The sequence below is a fragment of the Pseudomonas sp. Sample_14 genome, assembly GCF_004307515.1.
In the GTDB taxonomy this organism is placed as follows: domain Bacteria; phylum Pseudomonadota; class Gammaproteobacteria; order Pseudomonadales; family Pseudomonadaceae; genus Aquipseudomonas; species Aquipseudomonas atacamensis.
Map to the genome: position 1 here is coordinate 161,051 of NZ_RCOC01000088.1, position 18,664 is coordinate 179,714.

General features: G+C 59.4%; 17 protein-coding genes. 4 read left to right on the plus strand and 13 right to left on the minus strand.

Annotated features, from left to right (window positions below; genetic code table 11):
• Positions 1 to 468 precede the first annotated feature (468 nt).
• The gene (locus D8U61_RS21375; protein ID WP_130927623.1) at positions 469 to 1,575 is read left to right on the plus strand and encodes a M20/M25/M40 family metallo-hydrolase; all 1,107 of its coding nucleotides are present in this window, start codon (positions 469 to 471) and stop codon (positions 1,573 to 1,575) included.
• 54 nt (positions 1,576 to 1,629) lie between these two features.
• Here D8U61_RS21375 and D8U61_RS21380 read toward each other — a convergent pair whose 3' ends face one another.
• From D8U61_RS21380 to D8U61_RS21390, 3 genes are read right to left on the minus strand one after another with little or no spacing between them, the layout of a single operon-like run.
• Positions 1,630 to 2,442, minus strand: a complete 813-nt coding sequence (locus tag D8U61_RS21380; RefSeq protein ID WP_125926086.1) for a DUF3618 domain-containing protein — start codon at positions 2,440 to 2,442, stop codon at positions 1,630 to 1,632.
• Complete coding sequence (locus tag D8U61_RS21385) at positions 2,439 to 2,867, minus strand: phage holin family protein (protein ID WP_024012566.1); 429 nt, start codon at positions 2,865 to 2,867, stop codon at positions 2,439 to 2,441. Before D8U61_RS21385 ends, D8U61_RS21380 begins: the two co-directional genes overlap by 4 nt.
• On the minus strand, positions 2,867 to 3,517 hold the full coding sequence (locus D8U61_RS21390) for a hypothetical protein (protein WP_125915985.1): 651 nt from the start codon (positions 3,515 to 3,517) through the stop codon (positions 2,867 to 2,869). Before D8U61_RS21390 ends, D8U61_RS21385 begins: the two co-directional genes overlap by 1 nt.
• A 299-nt stretch (positions 3,518 to 3,816) precedes the next feature.
• On the opposite strand from D8U61_RS21390, the gene D8U61_RS21395 reads away from it, so the two are divergent.
• Positions 3,817 to 5,673: an ABC transporter ATP-binding protein gene (locus tag D8U61_RS21395; RefSeq protein ID WP_056784851.1), complete on the plus strand. Its 1,857-nt coding sequence runs from the start codon at positions 3,817 to 3,819 to the stop codon at positions 5,671 to 5,673.
• 39 nt (positions 5,674 to 5,712) lie between these two features.
• On the opposite strand, the gene D8U61_RS21400 is transcribed toward D8U61_RS21395, so the two are convergent.
• From D8U61_RS21400 to D8U61_RS21435, 8 genes are all read right to left on the minus strand, one after another.
• Positions 5,713 to 6,858: a sensor histidine kinase gene (locus D8U61_RS21400; RefSeq protein WP_130903299.1), complete on the minus strand. Its 1,146-nt coding sequence runs from the start codon at positions 6,856 to 6,858 to the stop codon at positions 5,713 to 5,715.
• Between the two features lie 179 nt (positions 6,859 to 7,037).
• Positions 7,038 to 7,379: an antibiotic biosynthesis monooxygenase gene (locus D8U61_RS21405; RefSeq protein ID WP_122610139.1), complete on the minus strand. Its 342-nt coding sequence runs from the start codon at positions 7,377 to 7,379 to the stop codon at positions 7,038 to 7,040.
• A gap of 28 nt (positions 7,380 to 7,407) precedes the next feature.
• On the minus strand, positions 7,408 to 8,382 hold the full coding sequence (locus D8U61_RS21410; RefSeq protein WP_130889206.1) for a zinc-dependent alcohol dehydrogenase family protein: 975 nt from the start codon (positions 8,380 to 8,382) through the stop codon (positions 7,408 to 7,410).
• Positions 8,383 to 8,445: 63 nt separating this feature from the next.
• On the minus strand, positions 8,446 to 8,748 hold the full coding sequence (locus D8U61_RS21415) for a metalloregulator ArsR/SmtB family transcription factor (protein WP_024012559.1): 303 nt from the start codon (positions 8,746 to 8,748) through the stop codon (positions 8,446 to 8,448).
• A gap of 58 nt (positions 8,749 to 8,806) precedes the next feature.
• Positions 8,807 to 10,390, minus strand: coding sequence for an EAL domain-containing protein (locus tag D8U61_RS21420; protein ID WP_130927624.1), 1,584 nt, complete (start codon positions 10,388 to 10,390; stop codon positions 8,807 to 8,809).
• Between the two features lie 156 nt (positions 10,391 to 10,546).
• Complete coding sequence (locus D8U61_RS21425) at positions 10,547 to 12,187, minus strand: sensor domain-containing diguanylate cyclase (protein ID WP_130903297.1); 1,641 nt, start codon at positions 12,185 to 12,187, stop codon at positions 10,547 to 10,549.
• 187 nt (positions 12,188 to 12,374) lie between these two features.
• Entirely contained in the window at positions 12,375 to 12,971 is a 597-nt protein-coding gene (locus D8U61_RS21430; protein ID WP_206663094.1) for an NADPH-dependent F420 reductase, read from the minus strand.
• A gap of 7 nt (positions 12,972 to 12,978) precedes the next feature.
• The gene (locus D8U61_RS21435) at positions 12,979 to 13,731 is read right to left on the minus strand and encodes a 3-oxoacyl-ACP reductase family protein (protein WP_071171903.1); all 753 of its coding nucleotides are present in this window, start codon (positions 13,729 to 13,731) and stop codon (positions 12,979 to 12,981) included.
• A 112-nt stretch (positions 13,732 to 13,843) separates the two neighbouring features.
• On the opposite strand from D8U61_RS21435, the gene D8U61_RS21440 reads away from it, so the two are divergent.
• Together D8U61_RS21440 and D8U61_RS21445 are read left to right on the plus strand one after the other, a co-directional pair.
• Entirely contained in the window at positions 13,844 to 14,770 is a 927-nt protein-coding gene (locus tag D8U61_RS21440; RefSeq protein WP_130903296.1) for a LysR family transcriptional regulator, read from the plus strand.
• A 167-nt stretch (positions 14,771 to 14,937) separates the two neighbouring features.
• Entirely contained in the window at positions 14,938 to 15,897 is a 960-nt protein-coding gene (locus D8U61_RS21445; protein WP_130927626.1) for a DMT family transporter, read from the plus strand.
• 435 nt (positions 15,898 to 16,332) lie between these two features.
• Here the strand turns inward: D8U61_RS21445 and D8U61_RS21455 are convergent, their stop codons facing one another.
• Together D8U61_RS21455 and D8U61_RS21460 are read right to left on the minus strand one after the other, a co-directional pair.
• Complete coding sequence (locus tag D8U61_RS21455; protein ID WP_016774283.1) at positions 16,333 to 16,989, minus strand: DUF2931 family protein; 657 nt, start codon at positions 16,987 to 16,989, stop codon at positions 16,333 to 16,335.
• The gene (locus D8U61_RS21460) at positions 16,989 to 18,530 is read right to left on the minus strand and encodes a DUF2235 domain-containing protein (protein ID WP_110599091.1); all 1,542 of its coding nucleotides are present in this window, start codon (positions 18,528 to 18,530) and stop codon (positions 16,989 to 16,991) included. The genes D8U61_RS21455 and D8U61_RS21460 overlap by 1 nt, the downstream gene beginning before the upstream one ends.
• Positions 18,531 to 18,664: the final 134 nt, after the last annotated feature.

Consider the following 18,664-nt stretch of genomic DNA (forward strand, 5'->3'; position numbering starts at 1 on the left):
CAACCCAAATCTCTGTGGGAGCGGACTAGCCCGCGAAGGCGTCGGCACATTCAACATCATCATCGCCTGTCACACCGCTTTCGCGAGCAGGCTCGCTCCCACAATGGTCCGGGGCAAGGCCACAATCTTCAGCCCAACCCAAATCTCTGTGGGAGCGGACTAGCCCGCGAAGGCGTCGGCACATTCAACCTCATCATCGCCTGTCACACCGCTATCGCGAGCAAGCTCGCTCCCACAATGGTCCGGGCAAGGCCGCAATCTTCAGCGCAACCAAAATCCCTGCTCGCGAAGGCGCCGGCACAGTCAACATCATCATCGCCTGACACTGCGCTTTCGCGAGCAAGCTCGCTCCCACAGGGAATGCAGGTGAATCAGAAGGCTTCAACCCATCTGAATTTTCCCGCCAACCTGCCCCCTAAATCCTGAGCGGTCGATACACGTCCGCCGATACAAGGAGGGTCAGTACGCATGTCGGATAACCAAACGCCTTTGCCGCGCAACTCAGAGGAATCTACCCAAACACTATTGAGCCGCTTGCTCATGGCGCGCGGCCCCGGCGGTCAGGAGGACGAGGTCCGGGCGATCTGCCTGGAAGAACTGCGGCGCCATTGCGACGAGGTCTGGACCGATCGGGCCGGCAATGTCATCGGCCTGCTCAAGGGTCACGAACCCGATCCGGACGGCAAGCACGCTGTGCGCATCATGGGCCACATGGATGAGATCGCCATGCTGGTCAAACGCGTCGAGCCGGACGGTACGTTGCGGGTGGTTGCCCTCGGCGGTGCGAATCCGGTGAATTTCGGTGTGTGTCCGGTGGATATTCTCGGCGATGCGCAAACCCTGCCCGGCGTGCTCTCATTCGGCTCGATGCACGCCACCACAGGCTCGCCGCAGGGCCAGGATGTGATGAGCGGCGCGGTGGAGTGGAAAGACGTGCACATCATCACCCGCCACGACCCGCAAACCTTGCAAGACATGGGCGTGCGTCCCGGCACCCGCGTTGTGCTCAGCCAGCATTGGCGCACGCCGTTCCGGGTGGGTGACGCCACCGCTGCGCATTTTCTCGATGACCGCGCGCCCGTCGTCGCCATGCTCCAGGCAGCCGAGCAACTCAAGCGCAGCCCGACCGAATTGGCGCACGACACCTACTTTGTCTTCACCACCCTCGAGGAAGAAAGCAACGCCGGCGCAATGTACGCCGCTGCGCACCTGCCCGGCGACACCACAATCGCGGTGGAAGTCGGCCCGGTGATGAGCGAGTACGCAACGCGATTGAGCGTCGACCCGATCATCGATACCGGCGACCAGAAAGGCTATTACTCGCGCGGCGTGGTCATGGCCTTGGCCGACGCAGCCAAGCGTTGCGGCTTCGATCCACAGTTCGCCCTGCTGGTGGATTTCGCCTCCGACGCCAGCGCGGTGATGAGCTCAGGCATCAGCGCCCAGGCCGGCTGCATCGCAATCCCGACCGAGAATACCCACGGGTTTGAACTGGTCGTGGATGGCGCGATTGAAGCGTGCGCGCAGACGTTGGTCGAATATTTGAAAGGCCTGCAGAATGAGGTATCGACCTGACCCGCAGTCCAATAAAAAGGGAGGCCCATTGCAGGCCTCCCTTGTTTTTCACCATCAAGAAGTACCCAACCCCTGTGACAAATCGGAAGACGAAGGCCGCGCCGTTTCCGGCTTGGTCTCCACTTCGGTTTGTTCAGTGGTCCGAGTCACCGTGTCACGCACGGCTTCATACCCTTCCTGAGCTTTCTGCTTGGCTTTGTCGACCATGCCCGCGCTTGTGCGGCCCATGTAGCGCTGCTCAGTGGACGTAGTCGGCAATGCCGCGCCGAGCAATGCACCGAGCGCAACCCCGGCGGCAGCCACCATCAGTGGTTGCTCCTTGAGCAGGTGGCTGAATTGCTGGCCGAGCACTTGCGAATTACGCGACAGTCGATCACTGGCGTCATGCATCGCATGGGTCAGATTTTCCTTCGCCGCACCGACGTTTTCCCCGAGGTGGCTGGCCTTGCCTTTCAGCGACTGGTAGCCGTCCTTCAGCGAGTCAGTAGTCGAGTGCAAATGCGCGCGGGCGCTGTCGATGCCGTCGGCCAAACCGTCGGCCCACTCGCCGGCCTTGTCCTGATCCGGCCCGCTGCGATAGGTCGGTTGCGGCACTGGCGGGCGATTCTGGCTGATCATCAGCCAGAGCAGTCCCACCGAAGTCAGCACCGCCGGCACCGGGTTATTGCGCACGCTGGTGCCGAGATTGGTGAAGAACGTCGAGCCGTTGCTCTGCATCATCCCCCAGGCCTGATCGATCATTTGCCCGGGAGTGAATTTGCTCTCGAGTTGATCGACGATGTTGCCGATGCTCGCGCGTTGCGCATCGATTTCGCGCTCGATCTGCTCCGGGCTTTTTTCCGCTTCGATATCCAGTTCGCTTTTCATGAGACTTTCCTCCGCAGCGCTTCCTGATCCTTGTTCAAGGCGTCGAGGGTGCGATCAGGTTTGAAGTGAGATGGCTCGAATTGCTTCTTCCCGGATTGCAGCATGGCGAAGCCAATGATCATCACCACCACGCCGACGATCAGCGCGGCCAGCCATGGCGCCATGAACATACTCAGGCCGTACACCGCCGACATCAGCAGAATAATAAAGCCGGCGAGGAACACGATCGCACCACCAGCAACCGCACCGATGCCCGCCTTCAGCGTGCTGAGGCTGTTCTGCAGTTCGGCTTTTGCCAATGCCAGTTCCTTGGTGAACAACGCTGGCACCTCTCGGGACAGTTGTCGCAACAGACCGACCACCGAAGCGTCATCCGTTTGGCCGAGGGGCCTTGCCCCGCTCAGATCAGATTCATCTCTGTTCATCACAGTTCTCCTTTGGCGTCGGGTGCGTGCGGTACGGAAGCCGCGGCAAAATCAGCGGGGTGATCGCTGTCACTGGGCGAGGTCGGGGTGATGCCGGTGGCCAGTCCCGGATTGGCGTGGGCCGATGACGGTACTGACGATTCATAGGGTCGCTGCGCACCGTAATCGGCTGGCGGTGGCGTCGATGTCGTGCCCGCCGCCGGATCGTGCTCGGCGCTGACCGTCGCTGCTGCGGCCGTGCCGGCTTTGAGAAACCGCGACAGGCCGAAACCGATGGCGATGCTGCCGGCGATGAATAGCCCCGGATTGCTGCGCGCCAGATCCGCCGCATCGTGCAGCAACTGCTCGGCACTCTTGCCGCGCAGGTTGCCCGCCAGCCCGGTCATGGAATCCGCCATGTCCGTCAGGTAGTCGGACATGCCCAGCGTGTCCTTGTCCTGCAACTCCGAGACGAAGCTCTTTGCGCCTTGGGCCAGTGCTTCTATCTGTTCGGCCGCGGTGTCGCGGTACTGTCCGAATTGCGCGTCGGCCTGTTGCCGCGCGCCGCCAATTGCTTCGTTGACGTCGTCCTTCAAATGTTCAAAACCCTGTCCAGGCTTGCTGTTCGGATCACCTGATTCAAAGCCTGCCCTGCTGTCTTGAGTATTCATGTGGCCCCTCGCGTTCTGACTTGAAAACGGAAAAACGGAGCTACACGGCAACATTGCCTCGAGCCCCCACATAGAAGATGACGGAGCAGCTTGCGCGAGAGTTCAAAGAGGTTGATGAGTGTGCGACATCAGGTCTGGATCAGCGACGAAAGGTTGCGCTTGGCACGATTGCGTTGAGCTTCTGCGCCTGGCTGCGGTCAAGACAAGGCACAAGCATTTATCTGCAACACGACGCTGAAACCCGCAACAACGCCGATAGATGGCAGAATCCCCACACCCTGATCACTTCGGAGACCGCAATGCTTCGCCTGTTTGAAGAAAGGCTCGACCCCTTCCCGCCCGACGAGGCGCCGCCACCGCCAGTCGGCCTGATGCGCTTCTTGTGGGCCTGCACCCGGGGGGCGCGCGGTTACATCCTGGCCTTCGCCCTGCTCAGCGCCAGCGTGTCGATCTACGAGGCGTGGCTGTTTTCTTTCCTTGGGCAAGTGGTGGATCTGCTCTCGACCTGGCAATCCGGCGGCGCCGCCGGTGATGAGGAAAGCCGCGTGTTGTGGGGCATCGGCATCGTGCTGGTAGTCAGCATTGGTCTGGTGGCGCTGCGCACGATGGTCCAGCATCAGATCCTCGCGATCAATCTGCCGCTGCGCCTGCGCTGGGACTTTCACCGGTTGATGCTGCGGCAAAGTCTGTCGTTCTTCTCCGACGAGTTCTCCGGCCGGGTGACGACCAAGGTCATGCAGACTGCGTTGTCGGTGCGCGAGGTGCTGTTCACCCTGATCGAAATCCTCCCCGGCATTGGCGTGTACTTCATCGCGATCATTGCGCTGGCCGGTGGCTTTGCGCTGAAGCTGATGCTGCCGTTTCTGGCGTGGATCGTTCTGTTCGGGCTGGCGATGGTGTATTTCGTCCCGCGTCTGGGCAAGGTCGGCCAGGAACAGGCCGATGCGCGCTCGTCGATGACCGGGCGGATTGCCGATGCCTACACCAACATCACCACGGTCAAACTGTTCTCGCACTCCAAGCGTGAAGCGCACTTTGCCCGTGCAGCGATGGAAGATTTCAAGCTCACCGGATTTCGCCAGATGCGGCTGGTCAGTCAGTTCGAAATCGTCAATCAGGCGCTGGTGGTGGCGTTGATTCTCGGTGCCGGTGGTTACGCGTTGTGGCTGTGGCATCAGGGCGAAGTCGGCACCGGCGCTGTTGCGGCGATCACCGCCATGGCGTTGCGCATCAATGGCATGTCGCACTGGATCATGTGGCAGATGACTTCGCTGTTCGAAAACATCGGCACCGTGCAGGACGGCATGGCCACCCTGACCAGCGGCCCGAAAGTCCAGGACGCGCCGGATGCCAAAGTGCTTGAGCCTGCCGGCGGCGAAGTGGTTTTCGACAATGTCAGCTTCAACTACAACGGCGAACGCCAAGTGCTCGACGGCTTGACCCTGCATATTCGCCCCGGCGAAAAAATCGGCCTGGTCGGCCGCTCCGGTGCTGGCAAGTCGACGCTGATCAACCTTCTGCTGCGCTTCTATGACGTTGATCGCGGCGAAATCCGCATCGATGGGCAGAACATCGCCGAGGTCACCCAGGACAGTCTGCGTAGCGTGATCGGCATGGTCACCCAGGACACGTCGCTGTTGCACCGTTCGATCCGCGACAACATTGCCTACGGACGCCCGGACGCCACCGACGAAGACATCCATCGCGCGGCAGTGAACGCCCAGGCCGATGGTTTCATCAGCCAGTTGAGCGACAAGCAGGGCCACAGCGGCTACGACACGCTGGTCGGCGAACGCGGTATCAAGCTTTCGGGCGGGCAGCGCCAACGCATCGCCATCGCCCGGGTGATGCTGAAGAACGCACCGATCCTGCTGCTCGACGAAGCCACCAGCGCACTGGACTCGGAAGTCGAAGTCGCGATCCAGGAAAGCCTCGATGAAATGATGCAGGGCAAAACCGTGATCGCCATCGCCCACCGCTTGTCGACCATTGCGGCGATGGACCGGCTGATCGTCATGGACGAAGGCCGCATCATCGAACAAGGCACCCACGCGCAATTGCTCGAGAAGAACGGCACCTATGCGCGGCTGTGGCAGCACCAGAGCGGCGGGTTCCTCGGTGAGGACCGCGGTTTGGTTGAGGTGATGGAGGAGTGATCAGGCTGGAGGGCCGGGGCCGGCCCTCCATCGATTGGCCTAGATGGTGACGGGGCTTTCAGCATCAATCGGAAGCTTTACGCGAAACACGGTTCCGCCGTTCCGGTCAGAGCTGACCTCGATCGACCCGGCATGCGAGGCGACGATTTCCGAGGCGATAAACAGGCCCAGCCCGAGGCCAGCGACGGGCCCGTGATCAACTACGGAGCGCTGCGAGAAGCGCCCCATAGGATTGAAGATGAACGGCAACACGTCTTCTGGAATCGGCTCGCCGCCGTTGTGCACCGTGAACACCGCGCAATCCTCCCGAGCTTCCAGTGCAACCGTAACCGGAAACTGATTATCGCCGTGGGTCACCGCATTACTGATGATGTTGGAAAACACCTGTTCCATCCTGGCGCCATCGAACGCTCCCATCACCGCTTCCGTCGCATCGAACCGCACGTTGGCCTGCGGATGAAAGGCGCGGATTTCCTCGATCACCCGCTCGCACACAGGGCTGAGATCGATCAGGGATTTTTTCACCGGAATCCCCGGCCCCATCTGGCAGCGCGTCAGATCCAACAGGTCGCCCACGATCTGGCTGGCGCGCTGCACGCTGGCGTAGATCTGCCTGGCGACTTTGCCGGTGCGCGGGTCGGTGGCTTCGGTACGACGCAACATATCCGCACCGAGCAGAATCGCCCCCAGCGGCGTGCGCAAGTCATGGCCGAGAATCCCCAGAAACACGTTGCGCGAAGCCTCGACGGCGCGTGAATAGCTGGCAATCGACTCGGCCAGCGCCTGATCGATGGCTTCGTGGAAGCGCGTCATGTCGTCGACATTCACTGATTTGCCATCCTTGACCTGACGCAGCCATTGGGTCAGCACACTGGTGCGCAGCGCGCGGTATTCCGACACCATCTGATCGATGGTAAAACCGGCCATCAGCCGCGTCACCGCGTGGGTTTCCGCAGCTGTTTCTTCATCGTCGCGCGGTGCTTGGCCCTGGGCTTTGGCGATTTGTTCGCTCATGGTCTGCTTGGTCCGCAGATCGATCACGATGGCGCGCAACATCTGCTCGGCGTGATCGCGCAGCGCGACGTTATCGAGCTCCACCCCCGGCGTTTCGATGGTGCGGGCGAAATCTTCCCAGGCCTGCAGGATCGGCTCTAGGTTTTCGAGAATGAAATCTGGCAGGCGCATGGCTGTAATCCATAGAGGAAATCCATCTGCGCCGACAGGCGCGCCGGCGCAGACAGTAAAGGAACGAACTCAGGAGTACAGAAGGTACGGCTGACCTCGTGCAGCCTACCATCATTGCAGTGGTTCAACGCGGGGGGAAAATCGGCAGCAGCCGCTTGTGACGAAAGCTATCAGAACACTCAACTCCCTGTGCTTGAGCTGCTGCCCGCAACGCTCAAGTCGCCCCCCGGAAAAGCACCACCCTCAATGTGATAGACCCTCGGTTCTGCCGAAAAATAATCCTCCAGCCCCAGCATGAACCGCTGGTGGTCTTCGCTTTCTTCAAACCCCGGCGAGTGATCCTCAAGCGATTGCCAGCGCACGATCAAATTGAATTGCTCGGGGGTTTCAATACCTTGCGCCAGCAAGTGGCCGCCATATCCCTTGGCGCGGGTGAGCAACGGTTCGACTTCGGCAAATGCCCGTCGAAAGGCTTCAGTCTGTTGCGGGTGAACGGGCAGCACAGCGATCTCGTAAACCATGATGTTTCTCCAGAATCAGTGAGCGGATTCAGACGATGAGTGAAGACTCGACGGCGATGGCGATTTTTCCCAGCAGACCGTTGTTGGCGCTCTCCAGTCGGGCATGGGCGAGCGGGATGTCGGCAAGGGAATAGACCGCGCCAACGTGGGGCCGCAACTGGCCGCGCTCGACCAACGCGCTCAATTCATCGAGCTTGCCGCGATTCTGCCGGGTGAAAACGAAGTGGTAGCTGGCGTTCTTGCCCCAGGCCTGAACGAGGTTTTGTGGCTGCGCGATATCGACGATCGAGACGACGCGGCCAAGCTGGGCGAGCGCGTCGGCACTGCGAGACAGGGTATCGCCGCCGATGGTGTCGAACACCACATCAACGCCATGCCCGGCGGTTTCGCGCATGATCGCTTCGACGTAATCCTCTTGGGTGTAATCGATCACCACGTCGGCACCCAGGCTGCGGACGAAATCGGCGTTGGCCTCGCGCACGGTGGTGAACACTCTGGCGCCCATGGCTTTGGCCACCTGAATCGCCACATGGCCGACCCCGCCGGCGCCGCCGTGGATCAGAATGCTTTCGCCAACGCGGAGCACGGCGCGCACGGTCAGCGCTTCCCAAACCGTACCGCCGACCAGACTCAGACTAGCCGCCTCAAGGTGGCTCAGCGATGCAGGCTTTCTGGCGATGATGCTTTCAGCAGCCACGTGGTACTCGGCATAGCTGCCCTGCCCGTCGAATATCTGCGGGGTGTACCAGACTTCGTCGCCCGGCGCGAAAGCGCTGACGCCCGGCCCGATGGCTTCAACCACGCCCGACACGTCGTGACCGGTAATGGCCGGCAGCGGCACCAGATCGGGATAGTCACCGCGCCGAACCTGATAATCCAGCGGATTGATGGAAGTAGCGTGCACTCGGACCAGCACTTGGCCCGCTTGCGGAACCGGTTTTGGAACGTCGCTGAGTTCGAACGAATCAGGACCGCCGAAGGATTTCAAAATCATCGCTTTCATGGCAAAACCTCGTATCGATAAAGAGGGATATCGGGAATTCTCGATATCCTAGAGTAAAAAAATTTACAGCTCTTTCCCTATGATCTCTGCAAGCGCGCTGATAGCAGCCTCATTGCGTTTGTAGTAGGTCCATTGACCGATGCGTCGCACTTCCACCAGCCCCACCCGCTGCAACGTGGCCAGGTAACTCGACACCGTAGACTGCGACAGGCCGATACCTTCCTGGATGCTGCTGACGCAGACACCCTCGACGAGAACGTCACCCTCATCCTGCGGGGGGAAATTCTTGACGGGATCCTTCAGGCCTTCAAGGATCTTGAGGCGCGTCGGGTTCGAGAGGGCTTTGAAGATTTCGATCAGTTCCATGCGCCGAGGATATCGAGATTTTTCGATATGTCAATGTGGTTTTTTCGACTCGTTTCTTTCAGGAAACAATCGGGTCCTGAAGAATGCGCGCGTCGGTGCAAGGCCGACCGTCCAGATAGAGCTGTTGGAACTGTGCGCACTCCATGGCTTTCGCAAACAGCCATCCCTGTGCATAGCGCACCTGGTTGGCGCCCAGGAAGTTTAGCTGTGCCGGGGTCTCGACGCCCTCAGCGACAAGTGTCAGGCGCAACGCGTGGCCCATCTGAATGACGTGAGTGACCAGTAAGGTCTGCTCCTCTGCTTCGCTGATCTGCTCAACAAAGGATCGGTCGATCTTGAGCACGTCCAGCGGTAATTGCTGCAGGTATTGCAGACTCGAATAGCCGGTGCCGAAGTCATCCAGCGCGACAACAAACCCGGCGCTTCGCGCGCGCTCCAGTGTTATTTTCGCTGACGCCAGATCGACGAGGCTGCGCTCTGTCACCTCAAGCCATATCTGCGCGGGCTGCACGTCGAGGCGACGGCTTTCATTCAACAAAGCGGGGATCAGTCGCCCAGAGCTGACGTCGGCTGCGGCCAGATTTAACGCTACGTGCAGTGAACGATCACTGGCCAGCATGGCGCCAAGGTCTGCGAATACGCGGTGAACCACTTGGTCAGTGATCGCTTCGATCAAGCCACTGGATTCGGCCAGCGGGATGAACACGTCCGGGTAGACCAGCGTGCCGTTGGGTTTGCGCCAGCGGATCAAGGCTTCGGCGCCGATGCAGCGCCGGGTCTCAATTTCGATGATCGGCTGATAATGAACCACGAACTCCTGTCGCTGCACCGCGCGCTCCAGTGCCGCCAGCGGGGACAGCTTGCGACGCCACCAGCGCAGGCTCGCAATGACCAGGCCTACGCTGATGACAAGACCGATCGGCAGCAGATAAAGCACGTGTTGCCCGAGGCTGCGCAGCAGTTCCTGTCGCGGGATTGCGGCAATTACGGTGAAGTTGCCCTGGGCCACCAGTGTGTAGAGAAAGCCGTCCTTGAGGCCATGCGTAGGCCCCTCATGCACCAAGGCAAGGAAACTCGCCATGTTCGGGTGCGCCGGGCCGAGCAAGCGGCCCTGACGTGTGCCGACGGCCAGCCTGACGCCTTCATCCAGTACGACTTCGCGAAATTGTTCCGGGTCGACCAGCACGTTGAACGCAGCAAACTGCAAAGCCAGCATCGGTTTGATCAGCTCGTTGTCATCCTGCGCATCGATGGACACCTTCACCCCGTCGTCGGTGACGAAATCCTCCGCCCATTGCTTCGACCGCGGCGGCGTGGCGCCCCATGACGTGCAGGCAAATACATCTTCTTCGTAGCCGACCGTCTCGACCGAAAACGTATTGATGGCAATCATGCGCATCTGCTCGATGCCCTGTGGCGAGCAGGGTTCGAGGTCAGTGACAGCAATGCTTTTCAGCGCCTGGGAGGCCTGCGCAAATGTCTGACTGGCGCGATCGTTGGCAATCGCGGCGAGCGTTTGCAGGCGGTCATGAGCCGCGTAGATCGACAGCATCCAGCCAGCCGCGAGGGTCATGCCCAACGGGACGATCACCGCAAGGGCCGTCAGCAATATTCCCCGCCGCATGATCTTGGAACGCTTCATTTCACCGCCCGAATGATTTGGCCCGTGACGCGTCTTCGCGACTGCTGGACGCGCCGTTTGCGCGGCACCTACCGCTGCTTTTAGCGTGGAATCGAGGCAGAATCAACAACTCTGCCGATTAGTTGAAAGCCCCGTGACATGCATCAATTTGTAGCCTCATTCGGAATCGCTCGAGGCCATCGACAGGTACGATTCCACTCGATTGCGTCCACCCTGTTTGGCGCGGTAGAGGCACTCATCGGCTTTCTTGAGGACGATTTCTGCAGTAGTCGGCAAGTGCTCACACGTTGCCACTCCGATCGAAGCGGTAATGCGCCCCACGGTCGGAATATCACTGGTCGCAATGGCCTGACGAATCCGCTCAGCGATGGCACTGGCTGACTCGACATCGGTTTGCGGCAAAATCAGCAAGAACTCCTCTCCCCCGGCTCGGCACGCCAGGTCGCCGACGCGGGAATAGGTTTGCAGTGTATGCGCGACCTGTTTGATCGCCAGATCGCCCTTGTCGTGGCCAAAGGTGTCGTTAACCTTTTTGAAATTGTCGATGTCCAGCGATAACACCGAATATGTCTGCCCGCTGCGCTCAAGGCGGCGCAACTCCTGATCCATGGCTCTGCGATTGGCCAGTCCGGTCATGGGGTCAGTCAGCACCTGCTGGTTAAGGTGGCCCAGCTTCGCTTGCAACAACTGCACGCCGGCAAGCATCGCCTGGCGGATGGAAAATGCCTCGTGATACCAAGCCTTGACGTGGCGAAGTTGCTCGCTGGCCTGCGGCGCTGACAACTGCCGGGCAATACGCGACAGCTGGTTGAGCGGGCGACAGATCAGCAAGGTGCCGAACCAGATCAGTACGAAGCCGATCAGGGCGGCAGGCAGCATTCCCAGCAGCACATCGCGCATCAAGGTGTTCAGCGGCGCCAGGCTGACCTCGCGCGGCTGCTGCGCGACCACCGCCCAGCCAGCGCCCGGCACCTGAGCGTACCCGGCGAGCATGGGTACGCCTTTGTAATTACGCACGCTCATCGAGCCGCTCTCGCCACGCAACGCCGCATCGACGGTTTTGCTCCAGCCCAGGGTGTCGCCAATGCGCGCCGCCTCAGGGTGAAAAAGCAGTTGGCGATCCTGATCCGCTACAAAAGCAAAGGTGCCTTCGTGGTGAAAATGGCGGCTGATCAGGGTGTGCAGCGCGTTGTCTTCGCGCAGATAAACCGAGCCGCCGATGATGCCCACGTAACGCTCAGCAGAGTCGTAAACGGGTTCGGAGATGAATACGACGAGATTGCCGGCGGCAGACGTATACGCGGAGCTGATGAAGGGCCGCTTCGCATCGATGGCTTTGAGAATGGCATCCGAACGCAGCGTTGAACCGTTGATTTGCAGAGTATCCGGATACGCCTCCAGCACCTTGGCAGTGCTATCGATTATGGCAATCGAGTTGAAATCGGCATCCTGTTTTTGCAGGCGCAGCGCTTCGGCGCGCATGACGCTGGGGTCACCCCAGGCCTTGCCCAATTCACTGGCGCTGTACCGCAGATGGTTCTGTGCTGAATGAATGAATTCAGCGAGGCTCGAGGCGACCTTAGCTGCATAAGCACTGTTCGATTGCAGCGCATGATCAACCAAGGCATCGCGCTGCACGCGGTAGGCCGTGACAAGGCTGTTGCCCAACGTCGCCAGAACCGACAGCAGTACCAGGGAGAGAATCAGCCAACGCAAATTCAGCGCAGTTACGGGCTGCGTGGCACCCAGCGCCTCGTCGCTGGCCGATTCATTTGGGGGGTCCGTTCTGTCGATCATCGTCTGCCCTGACAGGTCTCTTTGGGAGTTCGCAGCGAAAGCGCCTCAGCGAGTATATGCGCTTGTGCGTGACACGCCTGAGCGGGCTTGTGTTACTGCAGCGAATCGCCTGCTACGTTTCAGTGTGTCGCGAAGACATTGTGATACCTAGAATGGTGTGTGAAGCCCGGTTGCCCGGGCTCAGCGGTTAGCCATGTTTGACCAGGTTCAAGGCTGGCAGCGGTCCGCCCGGGAACTGCGCAAGCATTCCTTGCTGCACACCGCCCAGATCGATGCCGTAAAAACCCAGTTGAGTAATCAGCTCTGCAACCTTGGTTTTGCTCGTGGCATCTTCACCGGAATAAAACAGCACCCGCTTGCCGCCCTCGGCGGAGGGATCGCTCAGCAGAGCCGCGAGCAAATGGTTGAAGGCCTTGACCACGTGCGCACCGGGCAGCATCTGCGCCACCACTTGCGAAGACGGCTGGCCGCCCAGATCGAACGGCTTGAACAGTGGTGCCTCGATCGGGTTGTTGGCGTCGATCACGATACGTCCATCCCAAGGCCCGAGATCGCGTACCGCGTCGGGGATCTTCGACCAGTTCACCGCCAGAAAAACAATGTCCGCCTGACTGGCTTGCTGAGCGGTCACCGCTTGTGAGAGTGGACCCAATTCGTCGACCAAACCGGCAAGGCTCTGCGGCCCGCGACTGTTGGCCAGACTGAACGGCAGGCCTGCGTTTACGAGCAACCGAGCAATGGCGGTGCCGATGGAGCCTGTACCGATGATGCTGATAGTCATGATGCTCTCCTTACGCTGTGAAGCCGCCGTCGACGATTAATTCTGCGCCGGTGACAAACCCGGCGTCCGCACTGGCCAGGTACGCCACCGCGCTGGCAACATCCTTGCCCTCGCCGTACCGCCCCATGGCGATGTTCGGGCGTAGGAAGTCCGCAATGGGCCCGTCGGCCGGGTTCATGTCGCTGTCGGTCGGGCCAGGATGGACGGTGTTCACAGTGATGCCGCGCGGCCCAAGATCGCGCACCAGTCCACGACTGAAACCGGTCAGCGCACCTTTGCTCAGGGTGTAGACGGAGGCGGTAGCGAACGCAGCGTATTGCACCATCGAGCTGCCGATGTGAATGATGCGACCGCCCTGCCCCATGTGTTTGAGCGCTTGCTGAGTGGCGACGAAGACGCCGGTCACGTTCACCGCAAGGATGCGTTGAAAGTCCTCAAAGGCGATGTCCTCGGGGGCACCGAGCAGGCTGATACCAGCGTTGTTCACCAGAATGTCGATCTTGCCAAAACGCTGTGCAACCTCGGCAATCGCTGCACGTACAGCCTCGGGATTGCCCGCATCGGCCGCCAGCGCCACAGCCTGGCCGCCCGCCGCAACGATTTCCTGCACCACCGCTTCGGCGCGATCTGGCGATGCGTTGTAGGTGATAGCGACGGTGGCGCCATCTGCCGCGAGTCGCTTGGCGATTGCTGCGCCGATGCTGCGTGAGCCACCGGTCACGATGGCGATTTTGCCGGTCAGTGGAAGCGTGGAAGTGTTCATGGTCGAGCCTCTGGGTGGTTGGAGTTGATGAGGCTATGAAACGCCTTTTTATCTTCCACCAGTAGTGGAAGCCCACTAGAATCACTTTCAATCATTCGTTGAAGGTGCGCAGATGGAAACCTTAGGCAATTTGCTCTCATTCGTGCGCAGCGCCGAGGCGGGAAGCTTCTCTGCGGCGGCGCGGCGCCTGGGCCTGACTCCCGCGGCGGTCAGTCGCAATGTCGCGCAACTGGAGGCCAACCTCGGCGTACGCTTGTTTCAGCGCAGCACGCGCAAACTCACGCTGACCGAAGCGGGAGAACGCTTTCTGGCCAACGTCGGTTCGGGACTGGAAAGTGTTCAAGCGGCGATTGCCGATGTGGCCGGCAATGCCGGAGAGCCTTCAGGGCTTTTGCGTCTGAGCGCAGCACCCGGTTTCGCCAGGGATTTTCTGTTGCCGCTGATGCCCGAGTTTCTCAAGCAATACCCCGCCGTGACCCCTGAATGGCACGTCGACAATCGCCAGGTCGATCTCATCGCGGACGGGTTTGATGCGGCCATCGGTGGCGGCATCGAGCTGGCGCAAGGTGTGGTGGCCAGGGCCATCGCCCCGGCGCATCTGATTCTGGTGGCATCGAAGGAATACCTCTCGGCACACAAGCGCATCCGACACATCGAAGAGCTGGCGGCGCTGGATCATCTGGCCATGCGCTCGGTGCAGACCGGCAAGGTGCGCAGCTGGATGCTGCAAGGCCCCGACGGGCAACGAGCACCGCTGGAGTTGGCGCCGCGCCTGTTGGTCAACGATCCGCAAGCGCTGTGTCAGTGCGTGCGCTTGGGATTGGGGGTTGCGCTGTTGGCGGTTCCGGATGTGCTGCCTTATCTGCAGGACGGCACGCTGGAAAGGGTTTTGCCGGGCTGGCATGTCGATGCGGGGCAGATCTATTTGTACTTTTCCAGCCAGAAACTGTTGCCGGCCAAAACCCGGGCGTTTGTTGATTTTCTGGTCGGCCAAGCTCGGGAGGATGGTTGGGCCGCGCTCCTCGATGCTCGGGCTTAAAAGCAAGTTATACGACCTCTGAAACTCAACCAGCATCACGCCTACGCGTTCTTTCAAGCCTTTCTAGCTTGCCGCGTCTGCTCGATTACGGTACAAATCGGGAAGTTGTACGACAACATAATAAAAACCTGAGCCACCTCGAGTGGCTATCATTTTTGAGATCTGCCATGTCCCGTCCTGAGTTTGCGCCAACCGTCCCCCCGCCCTTCCCCCGTTATCTCGCCGTGATCATTCTGTTGTGCATGGGCTGTGCGTTCGCCGGCAACCACGTCGCGGCACGGGTGGCTTTTGATGACGGCGCGGGCGTGTTGCTGGCAATTCTGATGCGCTCGGGCGGGACTTTGCTGGTGCTGGCCATTCTCGTCCTGTGGCAGCGGCAAAGCCTGCGTCTGCCGACGGGCGCGTGGCGTTGGCAACTGTTGTTGGGCCTGCTGATTACTGCGCAGAGCCTGTGTCTGTACTCCGCTGTCGCGCGGGTGCCGGTCGCTTTGGCGCTGCTGGTGGCCAACGTGTTTCCGATCCTGCTCGCCTTGCTGACCTGGGCGCTGGGCGGCCCACGACCAAGCGCGCGCACCGCGATGTTGATGGGCTTGATTCTCGTCGGGCTGGTGTTCGTGCTGGACGTTCCCGGACGTCTATCAGACAGCGCGAGCGTCGGCCCGGAATGGCTACTGGGCGTCGCACTCGCCTTCTGCGCCGCCAGCGTCTTCGCCTGCGCGCTGTGGATCACCGACCACAAACTGTCGCAAGTGCGCGGCTCGGTGCGCAGCCTGCTGACCATCTTCATTGTCTTCAGCAGCGTCAACCTGGCCGGCCTGACCGACGCCCTCCCCGGCGGACTCAACCTTCCCGCCACCTCAACCGGCTGGCTGGCCCTCGCCACGCTTGTGGTGCTTTATGGGACCGGCTTCATTGTGTTGTTCATCTCCGTACCCCGACTGGACATGCCACGCAACGCCCCGGTGATGAATATCGAACCACTCGCGACGTTGTTGATGGGCTGGATTGTGCTGGATCAAATGCTCAGCAGAGGACAGATCGTGGGTGGAGTGATTGTAGTGAGCGGGATTGTTTTGCTGACGTATCGCAAAGCGCCGGTGAATGTTGGGGTGAAGGCTGAGGTTTGAGGGGGTGTAGTAGCGGGACTCTTGGTTGGCGAGTCCTGCTTATCGCCCCCGGCTCGATACCGAGTCAGCAGAATTGCAGGCTCTCGAGGTCTACCTGGGCATAGCTTCCTATTTCACCCTTGTAGAGATAAATCGCAGTTACCTCCAGCTCCGTTCGTAAGAATTCCGCCAGCGTTCTGAGTCTGGTGCTTGTGGTCATGGCAGGGCGTACAACCGTCGCGCTACCGGGTTGGTCATCGTAAGTTCTGACGAGAAACTGATCGACACCATCCAGAATCAGGTAATTGAACCCTCGATACTCATAGCCTGCGTCGTAGTCGACATCATCGAAACGGTCGGCCTTTTCTATTCTCAAGACGCCGCCCCGCTAATTCGACTCAGCGAAATTGAAACGGTCTGGCGCCTGAAAAGTAGATGGCGCTCCATCAGCGTCATTTACCAACTACCGTACGGGATGCCGAACTTATCAATGTAACGCTTGGCCTTCTCACTCACGGGATAGGCATACTGACCCCCGTTCTTGCCCAACTCCGGCCCCAGCGGTTCCAACTCTGCTTGGGTGCGGGCTACTTTGATCGGGCGTCGACACTGATCTCTGACCCAGACTTGGACTATGCCACCTGGTGCGAGTCCCAAATACACAGAAGCCATGAAGCGCGCCGTCCTGTCGGGAGTTTCGGCGCAGCGTTGATGGGTAGATGTCACCATCACTCTTCTGGCTTCCTCAGGGAAATCCACCCAAGCCCGGTAGGTTTTTTGTTCCGGTATAGATTGCCAGCGTACGAAAATTCGCTTGGGCAGATCTGCGCCAATAACCGGTTTCCCCGTACCTCCCACACCTACCCAGCCGCGCGCGGATTCTTTGTCGTCATTTGGTTCAGCGCCGCTGGCATTTCCTCCCCCGGCTCGCAGAAACGTTCGACCGTTGATGTCTTCCACTGAGCTGTCTTCGACCCAAACGTTCATGAAATTGGGCTTGATAAACGCTAGTTCCCACCAAGGATATTTGGGATCGTTTTCACCTGAATTGGAGCCTGTCGCGTGACAGCCGGTAAAGGCCAAAACGCCCAGTAGAGCCAAGAACATTCTCATTACCAAAGCTTCCAGTCAGCTACATGAGGATGCTGCATGCGAATGCCATCTTCCGTTGGTGAGTTGATATAAACGGCTTTCAGGCCGCTGCCGTCCCGCCTTCCTTGCGGGTGATTCCAGTTGGCAGATGTGTGGATGTATTTCAATTGCAGCAATTTCTCCTCTTCAGCTGTGGTGCTGAAGTCACCGGCGATGAATCTTTCACAAAGCGGTTGCAGCTCTTGAGGAACCGCATACTCGGGTCGTTCGGGAATATCGTGGAGAGGAACACCTTTTTCTTTGGCCAATTGATACATGACTCTCAAATAAACCCTTGAGAGTTTGCCACTGACCGGGCGTTTGAGCTGAAGCCCAGCGTATACACGTTTGCGTTTAGGCCCGAAACGATCTTGCGGATCGGGCGGCAAAGCAAGCGCGGGGGGGGTTACGATTTCCAACAGATCGGCAGGCCATCCTTTGGCGACCCATTGTTTTTTTACCATCGCGGCGTCCTGATAGATCGAAGTTGATTGAACGTCAGTGTTGCTCCATACATCAAGTCTCTGCATAGGGCTGACCAATACGCATTCCTCGACTTCGTCGAGATAGCTACCACCGATATCCGAATGCACACCCGGAAAAACATATTCGGGATAATCGGGATTGACATTGCTGAGGGCGAAATTGGCACGACATTCATCGCGCGCCACCAAGTGGACAACATCCTTGAAGAAGCGAGGGTCGAGATACAGTTTAATGCCCGGAGCAATGGGGCTATGCACTCTACCGAAATTAGTGAAACCGGCAATTGACGGCACGGTGTCGAATAGACCGATGAAGCCCATCCGGATACTGCTGCCGTATTGATCGAGAAAGGTGCGGCTGAAATTATGAGCGTAAGTGCTAAGCAGATCCCTTAACGGCCCCTGCTTGCCTCGTACAATTTCATTGCAGAAATGACGTGCCGCCGCTGCACCTCGACTGAATCCAAAGGTGTCAAAAGTTAGCGAGGCAATTTCACTGTTCGGATTTTCTTGAATGGCGTCTTCAACAACCTGTTTGATGAACGTAAATGAAGTCTGCACCCTACCGGCGACTCCCGTCTCTCCACGTCCCGTGCCTTGACCGACGATACTGTCTTTCTCGTTGGATTGAGTACCGATGCCTTCGATGTATAAGGGGCGTGACACCTGTTTTATAGGCCCTTCTCCATCAGCAATCGGAGCCTCGTAATACAGATCGGCAAGTTTTTTGATATTCGTCGCGCCAGAGCCATAACTGCTATCCGGATCTCGCATATAGGGCTGACAACTGGGAGGAATATCCTCAGGCGCAATCGGATGCTGAGCACCGCACAACAACCCCGCAGCAGAGTTGTTCGCATTGTTGCCTGTGCCATCAAAGAAAACCCCGATCCTCAACGCAATGCCTATCTTCTCAGGCTCGCGCGCGGGCTCTTTACCGTGTTTCTCATACTCGGCCCAATGCTGGGCGTGTAGGTCGACGGGTTTGGCTTGTTCGTAGCGGTAGTTTTTCGGCGGGTTTGGAACGTAACCACTCAATCCTTGATTCCTTGTTCTGATCCTTGAAGAACGGCCCGAAGGGTGACAGTGGAGGCCGGGTGGTGCAAGCCGTGGCCGTGTGCCAGCCATGGCGCGCCCGGGGATTGCGACGAGGTTTTGCGCTCGTCGCATTG

Bases quoted from the DNA above. Each gene is read 5' to 3' on its own strand.
- D8U61_RS21375 (WP_130927623.1), top strand. From the start codon at position 469: ATGTCGGATAACCAAACGCCTTTGCCGCGCAACTCAGAGGAATCTACC.
- D8U61_RS21380 (WP_125926086.1), bottom strand. From the start codon at position 2,442: ATGAAAAGCGAACTGGATATCGAAGCGGAAAAAAGCCCGGAGCAGATC.
- D8U61_RS21385 (WP_024012566.1), bottom strand. From the start codon at position 2,867: ATGAACAGAGATGAATCTGATCTGAGCGGGGCAAGGCCCCTCGGCCAA.
- D8U61_RS21390 (WP_125915985.1), bottom strand. From the start codon at position 3,517: ATGAATACTCAAGACAGCAGGGCAGGCTTTGAATCAGGTGATCCGAAC.
- D8U61_RS21395 (WP_056784851.1), top strand. From the start codon at position 3,817: ATGCTTCGCCTGTTTGAAGAAAGGCTCGACCCCTTCCCGCCCGACGAG.
- D8U61_RS21400 (WP_130903299.1), bottom strand. From the start codon at position 6,858: ATGCGCCTGCCAGATTTCATTCTCGAAAACCTAGAGCCGATCCTGCAG.
- D8U61_RS21405 (WP_122610139.1), bottom strand. From the start codon at position 7,379: ATGGTTTACGAGATCGCTGTGCTGCCCGTTCACCCGCAACAGACTGAA.
- D8U61_RS21410 (WP_130889206.1), bottom strand. From the start codon at position 8,382: ATGAAAGCGATGATTTTGAAATCCTTCGGCGGTCCTGATTCGTTCGAA.
- D8U61_RS21415 (WP_024012559.1), bottom strand. From the start codon at position 8,748: ATGGAACTGATCGAAATCTTCAAAGCCCTCTCGAACCCGACGCGCCTC.
- D8U61_RS21420 (WP_130927624.1), bottom strand. From the start codon at position 10,390: ATGAAGCGTTCCAAGATCATGCGGCGGGGAATATTGCTGACGGCCCTT.
- D8U61_RS21425 (WP_130903297.1), bottom strand. From the start codon at position 12,187: ATGATCGACAGAACGGACCCCCCAAATGAATCGGCCAGCGACGAGGCG.
- D8U61_RS21435 (WP_071171903.1), bottom strand. From the start codon at position 13,731: ATGAACACTTCCACGCTTCCACTGACCGGCAAAATCGCCATCGTGACC.
- D8U61_RS21440 (WP_130903296.1), top strand. From the start codon at position 13,844: ATGGAAACCTTAGGCAATTTGCTCTCATTCGTGCGCAGCGCCGAGGCG.
- D8U61_RS21445 (WP_130927626.1), top strand. From the start codon at position 14,938: ATGTCCCGTCCTGAGTTTGCGCCAACCGTCCCCCCGCCCTTCCCCCGT.
- D8U61_RS21455 (WP_016774283.1), bottom strand. From the start codon at position 16,989: ATGAGAATGTTCTTGGCTCTACTGGGCGTTTTGGCCTTTACCGGCTGT.